Source organism: Pseudoalteromonas sp. SR45-5 (assembly GCF_014163565.1).
GTDB classification, from domain to species: domain Bacteria; phylum Pseudomonadota; class Gammaproteobacteria; order Enterobacterales; family Alteromonadaceae; genus Pseudoalteromonas; species Pseudoalteromonas distincta.
On record NZ_JACJDN010000086.1, the window covers coordinates 1 to 9,207 of the forward strand.

General features: G+C 42.9%; 17 protein-coding genes. All 17 read left to right on the forward strand.

Going from position 1 to position 9,207, the window contains the following annotated elements:
- Positions 1–143: 143 nt before the first annotated feature.
- The 17 genes from rplN (at position 144) to rplQ (ending at position 8,620) form a co-directional block, all read left to right on the forward strand.
- The gene (rplN, locus tag H5072_RS05200) at positions 144–512 is read left to right on the forward strand and encodes a 50S ribosomal protein L14 (RefSeq protein WP_002959498.1); all 369 of its coding nucleotides are present in this window, start codon (positions 144–146) and stop codon (positions 510–512) included.
- Positions 513–522: 10 nt separating this feature from the next.
- On the forward strand, positions 523–837 hold the full coding sequence (rplX, locus tag H5072_RS05205) for a 50S ribosomal protein L24 (RefSeq protein ID WP_002959496.1): 315 nt from the start codon (positions 523–525) through the stop codon (positions 835–837).
- Between the two features lie 16 nt (positions 838–853).
- Positions 854–1,393, forward strand: coding sequence for a 50S ribosomal protein L5 (rplE, locus tag H5072_RS05210; RefSeq protein ID WP_010554915.1), 540 nt, complete (start codon positions 854–856; stop codon positions 1,391–1,393).
- 10 nt (positions 1,394–1,403) lie between these two features.
- Positions 1,404–1,709 carry a 30S ribosomal protein S14 gene (gene rpsN / locus H5072_RS05215; protein ID WP_006794245.1) on the forward strand — a complete coding sequence of 102 codons (306 nt, stop codon included), beginning with the start codon at positions 1,404–1,406 and terminating at the stop codon, positions 1,707–1,709.
- A 21-nt stretch (positions 1,710–1,730) separates the two neighbouring features.
- The gene (gene rpsH, locus H5072_RS05220; protein WP_002959491.1) at positions 1,731–2,123 is read left to right on the forward strand and encodes a 30S ribosomal protein S8; all 393 of its coding nucleotides are present in this window, start codon (positions 1,731–1,733) and stop codon (positions 2,121–2,123) included.
- A 13-nt stretch (positions 2,124–2,136) separates the two neighbouring features.
- Positions 2,137–2,670: a 50S ribosomal protein L6 gene (rplF, locus tag H5072_RS05225; protein WP_002959488.1), complete on the forward strand. Its 534-nt coding sequence runs from the start codon at positions 2,137–2,139 to the stop codon at positions 2,668–2,670.
- 9 nt (positions 2,671–2,679) lie between these two features.
- Positions 2,680–3,030, forward strand: a complete 351-nt coding sequence (gene rplR, locus H5072_RS05230) for a 50S ribosomal protein L18 (RefSeq protein WP_002959486.1) — start codon at positions 2,680–2,682, stop codon at positions 3,028–3,030.
- Between the two features lie 9 nt (positions 3,031–3,039).
- Complete coding sequence (rpsE, locus tag H5072_RS05235; protein ID WP_002959485.1) at positions 3,040–3,546, forward strand: 30S ribosomal protein S5; 507 nt, start codon at positions 3,040–3,042, stop codon at positions 3,544–3,546.
- Positions 3,547–3,548: 2 nt separating this feature from the next.
- A complete protein-coding gene (rpmD, locus tag H5072_RS05240; RefSeq protein WP_002959482.1) occupies positions 3,549–3,731 on the forward strand; it encodes a 50S ribosomal protein L30 in 183 nt (60 codons plus the stop codon).
- 4 nt (positions 3,732–3,735) lie between these two features.
- Positions 3,736–4,170 carry a 50S ribosomal protein L15 gene (rplO, locus tag H5072_RS05245; RefSeq protein WP_002959480.1) on the forward strand — a complete coding sequence of 145 codons (435 nt, stop codon included), beginning with the start codon at positions 3,736–3,738 and terminating at the stop codon, positions 4,168–4,170.
- Between the two features lie 10 nt (positions 4,171–4,180).
- Positions 4,181–5,509: a preprotein translocase subunit SecY gene (secY, locus tag H5072_RS05250; RefSeq protein WP_002959478.1), complete on the forward strand. Its 1,329-nt coding sequence runs from the start codon at positions 4,181–4,183 to the stop codon at positions 5,507–5,509.
- A 22-nt stretch (positions 5,510–5,531) separates the two neighbouring features.
- Positions 5,532–5,645 carry a 50S ribosomal protein L36 gene (gene rpmJ / locus H5072_RS05255; protein ID WP_002959476.1) on the forward strand — a complete coding sequence of 38 codons (114 nt, stop codon included), beginning with the start codon at positions 5,532–5,534 and terminating at the stop codon, positions 5,643–5,645.
- A 125-nt stretch (positions 5,646–5,770) separates the two neighbouring features.
- Entirely contained in the window at positions 5,771–6,127 is a 357-nt protein-coding gene (gene rpsM, locus H5072_RS05260; RefSeq protein WP_002959473.1) for a 30S ribosomal protein S13, read from the forward strand.
- A gap of 12 nt (positions 6,128–6,139) precedes the next feature.
- Complete coding sequence (gene rpsK / locus H5072_RS05265; RefSeq protein ID WP_002959471.1) at positions 6,140–6,526, forward strand: 30S ribosomal protein S11; 387 nt, start codon at positions 6,140–6,142, stop codon at positions 6,524–6,526.
- 21 nt (positions 6,527–6,547) lie between these two features.
- Positions 6,548–7,168, forward strand: coding sequence for a 30S ribosomal protein S4 (gene rpsD, locus H5072_RS05270; protein WP_002959461.1), 621 nt, complete (start codon positions 6,548–6,550; stop codon positions 7,166–7,168).
- A gap of 24 nt (positions 7,169–7,192) precedes the next feature.
- Entirely contained in the window at positions 7,193–8,179 is a 987-nt protein-coding gene (locus H5072_RS05275; protein ID WP_002959452.1) for a DNA-directed RNA polymerase subunit alpha, read from the forward strand.
- A gap of 39 nt (positions 8,180–8,218) precedes the next feature.
- On the forward strand, positions 8,219–8,620 hold the full coding sequence (gene rplQ, locus H5072_RS05280; RefSeq protein ID WP_002959450.1) for a 50S ribosomal protein L17: 402 nt from the start codon (positions 8,219–8,221) through the stop codon (positions 8,618–8,620).
- Positions 8,621–9,207: the final 587 nt, after the last annotated feature.

The window sequence follows — 9,207 nt, forward strand, 5'->3', positions numbered from 1 at the left end:
ACCTATCGCTACCCCCTCAATGCTGGTACAATTGCCCGCCCTTAAGAGACAACTCGTTTGTTTTTGAGTGGGATTTAATCGAAATGTCTTGATTTTAAACAAATTTAAGACACGTTGTAATTACTACACCGGAGGTCATTAACATGATCCAAATGCAAACTCAGCTGGAAGTTGCTGATAACAGCGGCGCTCGCAAAGTGCAGTGTATAAAAGTCCTTGGTGGTTCTCACCGTCGCTACGCAGCGATTGGCGACATCATTAAAGTTTCTGTAAAAGAAGCTATTCCTCGCGGTAAAGTGAAGAAAGGTGATGTTAAAAACGCGGTAGTTGTGCGTACCAGAAAAGGTGTTCGCCGTCCAGATGGTTCTCTGATCCGTTTTGACAGCAACGCTGCTGTTATCTTAAATGATAACTTACAGCCAATTGGTACACGTATTTTCGGCCCTGTGACTCGCGAACTTCGTAATGATAAGTTCATGAAAATCGTTTCACTAGCCCCAGAAGTACTGTAAGGAGCCAATCATGGCAGCAAAAATACGTCGTGATGACGAAGTAATCGTACTAGCAGGTAAAGACAAAGGTAAGCGCGGAAAAGTGCTTTCAGTTGTTACTGAATCTGGTCGAATCTTTGTCGAAGGCATAAACTTGATCAAGAAACACCAAAAGCCGGTTCCACAATTGAACCAAGCTGGCGGCATTGTTGAGAAAGAAGCATCTATGGATGCATCAAACGTTGCGATCTTCAACTCGGAAACGAGTAAAGCTGATCGTGTAGGTTTCAAGATTGAAGATGGTAAGAAATTACGTATCTTTAAATCTACTGGTAAAACTATCTAATAGTTGGAGTAGAATGATGGCGAAACTGCATGAAGTATATAAAGACAAAGTAGTTGCTGAACTTCAAGAGAAGTTTGGTTTCAGCTCTGTCATGCAAGTCCCTCAGATCGAAAAGATCACATTGAATATGGGCGTGGGCGAAGCCCTAGCTGACAAGAAGATTTTAGATAACGCAGTAGCGGATCTAGCAGCAATCTCTGGTCAGAAACCTTTAATCACTAAAGCACGCAAATCTGTTGCTGGCTTTAAAGTGCGTGAAGGCTACCCGATTGGTTGTAAAGTAACCCTACGCGGCGAGCGTATGTGGGACTTTTTTGAGCGTTTGGTATCAATCGCTATCCCACGTATTCGTGACTTCCGTGGCGTAAGTGCAAAGTCTTTTGATGGACGTGGCAACTACAGCATGGGCGTACGTGAACAAATCATCTTCCCAGAAATCGATTACGATAAAGTAGACCGTGTACGCGGTATGGATATTACTATCACTACTTCTGCGAAATCTGATGAGGAAGGCCGTGCGTTGTTAGAAGCGTTTAACTTCCCATTTAAGAAATAAGGGTAGGGTTATGGCAAAGAATTCTATGAAAGCGCGCGAAGCAAAGCGCACAAAACTAGTTGCTCAGTACGCTGAAAAGCGCGCTGCACTAAAAGCTATCATCAGTGATGTTAACACATCTGAAGATGATCGTTGGGACGCGGTACTTAAGCTACAAGCTTTACCTCGTGATTCTAGCCCTGCACGTCAACGTAATCGTTGTAACATTACGGGCCGCCCACATGGTTTCCTTCGCAAATTCGGCATGAGCCGTATTAAAGTTCGCGAAGCAGCTATGCGCGGTGAAATTCCTGGCCTTAAAAAGGCTAGCTGGTAATAGAATCATGGGAGTAAGACTATGAGCTTGCAAGATCCTATCGCGGATTTGTTCACACGAATTCGTAACGGTCAATCAGCGAAGAAAGTATCTGTAACGATGCCAACTTCAAAGCTGAAAGTAGCATTAGCTAAAGTACTAAAAGACGAAGGTTATATCGTAGATTTCGCTGTTAACGGCGAAACTAAACCTGAGCTTTCTATCGAGTTGAAGTACTTCGAAGGCAAAGCTGTAATTGAAAATATCCAGCGTGTAAGTCGCCCTGGTTTACGTATCTATAAGAAACGTGACCAATTACCTAAGGTAATGGGTGGTCTTGGTATCGCTATCGTATCAACTTCTAAAGGCCTAATGACAGACCGCGCAGCACGTAGTGCTGGTGTTGGTGGTGAAATCATTGGTTTTGTAGCTTAATCGGAGGGGAACTATGTCTCGCATAGCAAAGGCACCAATTACTGTTCCTGCCGGTGTAGAAGTTACATTAAAAGGCCAGGAAATCACAGTTAAAGGCAAAAACGGTGAACTTACTCGTACAATCAACAACGCTGTTGAAGTACAAGTAAATGACAACGTTATTACTACTTTACCTCGTGATGGCGTAGCTAATGCATGGGCTCAAGCAGGTACTGCTCGCGCTCTAATCAACAACATGGTTGTTGGTACGCATGAAGGTTACGAGAAGAAACTTCAGTTAGTAGGCGTGGGTTACCGTGCTGCAGCGAAGGGTAAAACATTAGATTTAACTCTTGGCTTCTCACACCCAGTTAATTTCGCAGTTCCTGAAGGAATTACGATTGAAACTCCAAGCCAAACAGAAGTTCTAGTTAAGGGCGTAGACAAGCAGTTAGTTGGTCAAACAGCTGCTAACATTCGTGCATACCGTAAACCTGAGCCTTATAAAGGTAAGGGTGTTCGTTATTCAGATGAGAATGTACGCCGTAAAGAGGCTAAGAAGAAGTAAGGTAAGACGATGGATAAAAAAACAGCTCGTCTACGTCGTGCTAAACGCACTCGTAGAAATTATATTGAACAAGGCACAACGCGTCTTGTTATCCACCGCACGCCACGTCACATATACGCTCAAGTTGTAAATGCTGAGGGTAATGTACTGGCTGCTGCTTCTACTGTTGAAAAGGCTATTAGCGAAACAGTTAAAGGCACCGGTAACGTTGAAGCTGCGCAAGCAGTTGGCAAAGCGGTTGCTGAACGTGCGGCTGACAAAGGCATCGAAAAGATTGCTTTTGATCGCAGTGGCTTTAAATATCACGGCCGTGTGAAGGCGCTAGCTGATGCTGCGCGTGAAGCCGGTTTGCAATTCTAGGAGTAGACTATGGCTAACGTAGAAGCAAAGCAACAACAGCCTGATCTAGCTGAAAAGCTAATCGCGGTGAACCGTGTGTCTAAAGTAGTTAAAGGTGGTCGTATCTTTAGCTTTACTGCACTAACTGTAGTTGGTGACGGCGCAGGTAAAGTAGGTTTTGGTTATGGTAAAGCACGTGAAGTTCCAGCTGCTATTCAAAAAGCAATGGAAAAAGCACGTCGCAACATGATCAATGTAGACCTAAATGGCAATACATTACAGCATCCTGTTAAGGGACGTCATGCTGGCTCACTAGTGTTCATGAAACCAGCCTCTGAAGGTACTGGTATCATCGCAGGTGGTGCTATGCGTGCAGTACTAGAAGTGACTGGTGTTCAGAACGTACTTTCTAAATGTTACGGTTCTACTAACCCAATCAACGTAGTACGTGCAACGATTTCGGCTCTTGAGAATATGAATTCTCCACAGTCAATCGCTGCAAAACGTGGCCTTCGCGTAGACGAAATACTGGGGTAACCATGGCAAATCAAACTGTAAAAGTAACACAAGTAAAAAGCTCTATCGGTCGTTTACCGAAACATAAAGCTACATTACGCGGTCTTGGTTTACGTCGTATCAACCACACTGTTGAGTTAGAAGACACAGCATGTGTACGTGGTATGATAAACAAGGTTTCTTACATGGTTAAGGTAGAGGGTTAATTCGATGCATTTGAATACACTTTCACCTGCTGCAGGTTCAAAAACTGCTCCAAAACGTGTTGGTCGTGGTATCGGTTCTGGTCTAGGTAAGACTGGTGGTCGTGGTCACAAAGGTCAAAAATCACGTTCTGGCGGCAAAGTACGCGTTGGTTTTGAAGGCGGTCAAATGCCTATGCAACGTCGTCTACCTAAATTTGGTTTTACTTCTCGCAAATCTTTAGTATCTGCAGAAATAAACCTTTTTGAAATCGCTAAAGTTGAAGGCGATGTGGTAGACCTAAGCGCGTTACAAGCAGCTGGTCTAGTTAAAAAGAACGTTCTTTTCGTTAAAGTTGTTAAATCTGGCGAAGTTTCACGCGCTGTTACCGTTAAAGGCCTTAAAGCCTCTAAAGGTGCTCGCGAAGCTATTGAAGCTGCCGGAGGCAAGGTAGAAGACTAAGGAAGTACTAATGGCTAAACCAGGTCAAGATACAAAAAGTGCACAAGGTGGACTTTCGGAATTGAAGCGCCGATTACTCTTCGTATTGGGTGCTATCATAATTTACCGTCTAGGTTCATTTGTGCCGATCCCTGGGATTGACGCCGCTGTACTTGCCGATTTCTTCGAGCAACAAAAGGGCACCATTGTTGAAATGTTCAACATGTTCAGTGGTGGTGCACTTGAGCGAGCTTCAGTGTTAGCACTGGGTATTATGCCGTATATCTCGGCTTCGATTATTACGCAACTATTAACGCATATGTATCCTCCGTTTATAGAGCTTAAGAAAGAAGGTGAGCAAGGGCGTAAAAAAATTAGCCAGTACACACGCTATGGCACGCTTGTGCTAGCTACTATTCAATCAATCGGTATTGCTACTAGCTTACCGGGCATGATGGAGGGGTTAGTTGTTAACCCTGGTATGGGTTTCTATTTCACCGCTGTGGTGAGTTTAGTTACTGGTACTATGTTCCTTATGTGGTTGGGTGAACAAATAACAGAGCGTGGTATCGGTAACGGTATCTCTGTTCTAATATTTGTTGGTATTGTAGCTAACTTGCCGTCTGCTATTGGTTCGACAGTCGAAATGGCGCGCCAAGGTGATTTGAATGTTTTTGTACTGTTGATGGTTGCGGTAATCGTATTCGCTGTTACTTATCTTGTAGTGTTTTTCGAACGTGGACAACGTCGTATTGTTGTTAACTACGCTAAACGCCAACAAGGTCGTCAAGTATTTGCTGCCCAAAGCACGCATTTACCACTAAAAGTAAATATGGCGGGTGTTATTCCACCAATCTTCGCTAGCAGTATAATTCTGTTCCCTGGTACAATTGCTAGCTGGTTCGGCCAAGGTGAAGGTCCAGTCGCTGATGTATTACAAGCTGTTGCTACTACGTTGACTCCAGGTCAACCGTTGTACTCGCTTGTTTTAGCTGCGGCTATTATCTTCTTCTGCTTTTTCTACACAGCGTTGGTTTTTAACCCACGTGAAACAGCAGATAACCTTAAGAAATCTGGCGCATTTATCCCAGGTATTCGTCCAGGTGAGCAGACATCTAAATACATTGATAAAGTGATGACACGCCTGACATTGGCAGGTGCTTTGTATATAACCTTTATCTGTCTGGTGCCTGAATTCATGACGATGGCGTGGCAAACGCCATTCTACTTCGGCGGTACATCAGTTTTGATTATCGTTGTAGTAATCATGGACTTTATGGCACAAGTACAGACTCACCTGATGTCTCATCAGTATGATTCTGTGCTGAAAAAAGCGAACCTTAAAGGCTACGGTCGATAAGGTCAGTTTACGGAGTTGAGCAATGAAAGTACGTGCTTCCGTTAAGAAAATATGCCGTAACTGTAAAGTTATTAAACGTGCTGGTGTAGTACGCGTAATTTGCAGTGAGCCTAAGCATAAGCAAAGGCAAGGCTAAGTAAACAGTCGTGCAGGCTGAGTTTTCTCGGCCTGTGTTTTTAGTAGTGATTTGGTCTTCGTTTGAGTATCCTTACGGGCTTTTCAAACTTTTGATTACCAAATTCGAATATAGGAGATGTGTTAGTGGCCCGTATTGCTGGCATTAACGTCCCTGATCATAAACATGCAGTTATTGGTTTAACAGCTATTTATGGCATAGGTAAGACTCGCTCTAAGGCTATCTTAGAAGCGACTGGTATCGCCGAAACCACAAAAATCGGTGAACTTTCAGACGAAATTCTTGACGTACTGCGTGATGCAGTTGGCAAGTACACTGTTGAAGGTGATCTTCGTCGTGAAGTTACTTTAAATATCAAGCGCCTAATGGACCTTGGTTGTTATCGTGGCCTACGTCACCGTCGCTCTTTACCATTACGTGGTCAAAGAACTAAGACTAACGCGCGCACCCGTAAGGGTCCTCGTAAGCCTATTAAGCGATAAGGGGATAGTATTATGGCTAAGACACCAATTCGTCGTAAAAAGGTTAAAAAACAAGTTGCTGATGGTATGGCTCATGTTCATGCGTCTTTCAACAACACTATTGTAACGATTACCGACCGTCAAGGTAATGCACTATCATGGGCTACTGCCGGTGGTTCAGGTTTCCGTGGTTCACGTAAATCTACACCATTTGCTGCTCAGGTTGCTGCAGAGCGTGCAGGTACTGCTGCTCAAGAATACGGTTTAAAAAATCTAGAAGTTTTCATTAAAGGTCCAGGTCCAGGTCGTGAATCTGCTGTACGTGCTTTGAATGCTGCTGGTTACCGTATTACCAACATTACTGACGTGACGCCAATACCACATAATGGTTGTCGTCCACCGAAGAAACGTCGCGTTTAACAATAGGTTAGGAGAAATAACATGGCAAGATATTTGGGCCCTAAGCTCAAGCTGAGTCGTCGTGAAGGTACTGACCTGTTCCTTAAGAGCGGCGTAAGAGCTATCGACTCTAAGTGTAAACTTGAGACTGCACCTGGTCAGCACGGCGCTCGTAAAGGTCGCTTATCTGATTACGGTTTACAATTACGTGAAAAGCAAAAAGTACGTCGTATCTACGGTGTATTAGAAAAGCAATTCCGTAACTACTACAAAGAAGCTGCTCGCCTTAAAGGCAACACAGGTGAAAACTTGTTACAGCTTTTAGAGCAACGTTTAGACAATGTTGTATATCGCATGGGTTTTGCTAGCACACGTGCAGAAGCACGTCAGTTAGTAAGCCATAAAGCGATTTTAGTTAATGGTCGTGTTGTGAACATTCCTTCATACGTAATTACTCCAGAAGATACTGTTGTAATCCGTGAGAAGTCTAAGACGCAAGCACGTATCATCGCTGCTCTAGAGTTGGCTGAGCAACGTGAAAAGCCGACTTGGGTTGAAGTTGACGGTAAGAAATTGGAAGGCAGCTTTAAGCGTCTACCTGAGCGTTCAGACCTGTCTGCGGACATTAATGAACAACTAATCGTCGAACTTTACTCTAAGTAAAGTTAAGAGTTAAGAGAGGATAAAATGCAGGGTTCTGTTACAGAATTTCTAAAACCAAGGTTAGTCGACATCGACGCTATCAACCCAACGCGTTCTAAAATAGTTTTAGAACCATTAGAGCGTGGCTTTGGCCATACTCTGGGTAATGCTTTACGCCGTATATTACTTTCATCTATGCCTGGATGTGCAGTAACTGAAGTTGAAATCGACGGTGTATTACATGAGTACAGCGCGAAAGAAGGCGTTCAAGAAGACATCATTGAAATACTATTAAACCTTAAAGGTTTAGCAGTAACGTTAGAAGGCAAAGATGAAGTTTTTCTGACCCTGACTAAATCTGGTGTAGGCCCTGTTACTGCGGCTGATATTCAGCACGATGGCGATGTAACAATTGCTAATCCAGATCACGTTATTTGTAATTTAACTACAAATAACAGCGAGATCAGCATGCGTATTCGTGTTGAACGTGGTCGTGGTTATGTGCCGGCATCTAGTCGTTTATCCTCTGATGACGATGAGCGTCCAATTGGTAGATTGTTGCTTGATGCATCATTTAGCCCAGTTGAACGTATTGCGTACTCGGTTGAATCAGCTCGAGTTGAGCAACGTACAGATTTAGACAAGTTAATCATTGATATGGAAACAAACGGCACTTTAGATCCAGAAGAAGCGATCCGCCGTGCGTCTACTATCTTAGCTGAGCAATTAGATGCATTCGTAGATTTACGTGATGTAACTGAGCCAGAAGAGAAAGAAGAGAAGCCAGAATTCGATCCTATTCTACTTCGTCCAGTTGATGATCTTGAATTAACAGTACGCTCAGCAAATTGTTTGAAAGCCGAGCAAATTCAATATATCGGTGATTTAGTTCAGCGCACTGAAGTTGAGCTTCTTAAAACGCCTAATCTAGGTAAGAAGTCTCTAACTGAAATTAAAGACGTGCTAGCTTCACGTGGACTTTCTCTAGGCATGCGCCTAGAAAATTGGCCACCTGCAAGCTTAGCTGAATAATCTAAATCACTATATTAGTTTAGTTAGAAGGATAGGGTCATGCGCCATCGTAAGAGTGGTCGTCAATTAAACCGTAACAGTAGCCATCGTAAAGCGATGTTTAGCAATATGGCAGGTTCTTTGGTGAAACATGAAATCATCAAAACTACTTTGCCAAAAGCGAAAGAGTTACGTCGTGTAATTGAACCTTTAATCACACTGGCTAAGACTGACAGTGTAGCAAATCGCCGTTTAGCGTTTGCTCGCACGCGTGATAATGAAGTTGTTGGTAAATTATTCAGTGAAATCGGTCCACGTAACGCGGATCGTCCAGGTGGTTACACTCGTATTCTTAAGTGTGGCTTCCGTACTGGTGATAATGCACCAATGGCTTATATTGAACTAGTTGGTCGCCCAGCGACTAGCGAAGCAGTTCAAGAAGACGCACAGTCTGCAGAGTAAGTCTTAAAGAAACCTAAAAGCCGAGCTTATGCTCGGCTTTTTCTTGCCTAAAATTTGTCAAACTATATGAACCAGTAATTACCTTCTATTATGTGCATCGACTCATAGATTCTGAATCGATAGGTTGTTTTTACAGTTATTTTAATAGCTCTGCCTAGTTACCCTTTACTTACCATCGATCCAAAATAGCCTATCCGGTTTTAGTTAAAGAGCATTTTTACTTTATATAGTGATTTACAGTTATTAATAATAGCACTTCGAATTTAACTGCCATTAAGCAATCCTTAACTAAGTTTTTATTGATTAGAGCTGATCAGAAGATATAAGGGTCGCTCTCTTATCTATATACCGGTACTAAGAACCTCATGTAAAGCTAACCATTGGGGCCTTAGTAAACTCACTTCTCAAATAAAAATATAGCGCAATGAATTTAAATCTCAGCTTTTGACTATTTCAAATGATTTTAGTAACACGACTCTTAACTTATTGGTTGGCTTTTTCAGCATTGATGATCCAAATATGTCTCTACTGATCACTTGTTACCATAACTTTGACTTTAAAGAGCTCTATAAACCTCTCAATACAGG

Coding starts and splice junctions, on each gene's coding strand:
- rpmD (WP_002959482.1), top strand. CDS start 3,549: ATGGCAAATCAAACTGTAAAAGTAACACAAGTAAAAAGCTCTATCGGT.
- rpsE (WP_002959485.1), top strand. CDS start 3,040: ATGGCTAACGTAGAAGCAAAGCAACAACAGCCTGATCTAGCTGAAAAG.
- rplE (WP_010554915.1), top strand. CDS start 854: ATGGCGAAACTGCATGAAGTATATAAAGACAAAGTAGTTGCTGAACTT.
- rpmJ (WP_002959476.1), top strand. CDS start 5,532: ATGAAAGTACGTGCTTCCGTTAAGAAAATATGCCGTAACTGTAAAGTT.
- H5072_RS05275 (WP_002959452.1), top strand. CDS start 7,193: ATGCAGGGTTCTGTTACAGAATTTCTAAAACCAAGGTTAGTCGACATC.
- rplN (WP_002959498.1), top strand. CDS start 144: ATGATCCAAATGCAAACTCAGCTGGAAGTTGCTGATAACAGCGGCGCT.
- rplX (WP_002959496.1), top strand. CDS start 523: ATGGCAGCAAAAATACGTCGTGATGACGAAGTAATCGTACTAGCAGGT.
- rpsD (WP_002959461.1), top strand. CDS start 6,548: ATGGCAAGATATTTGGGCCCTAAGCTCAAGCTGAGTCGTCGTGAAGGT.
- rpsK (WP_002959471.1), top strand. CDS start 6,140: ATGGCTAAGACACCAATTCGTCGTAAAAAGGTTAAAAAACAAGTTGCT.
- rplQ (WP_002959450.1), top strand. CDS start 8,219: ATGCGCCATCGTAAGAGTGGTCGTCAATTAAACCGTAACAGTAGCCAT.
- rplO (WP_002959480.1), top strand. CDS start 3,736: ATGCATTTGAATACACTTTCACCTGCTGCAGGTTCAAAAACTGCTCCA.
- rplF (WP_002959488.1), top strand. CDS start 2,137: ATGTCTCGCATAGCAAAGGCACCAATTACTGTTCCTGCCGGTGTAGAA.
- rpsH (WP_002959491.1), top strand. CDS start 1,731: ATGAGCTTGCAAGATCCTATCGCGGATTTGTTCACACGAATTCGTAAC.
- rplR (WP_002959486.1), top strand. CDS start 2,680: ATGGATAAAAAAACAGCTCGTCTACGTCGTGCTAAACGCACTCGTAGA.
- rpsN (WP_006794245.1), top strand. CDS start 1,404: ATGGCAAAGAATTCTATGAAAGCGCGCGAAGCAAAGCGCACAAAACTA.
- secY (WP_002959478.1), top strand. CDS start 4,181: ATGGCTAAACCAGGTCAAGATACAAAAAGTGCACAAGGTGGACTTTCG.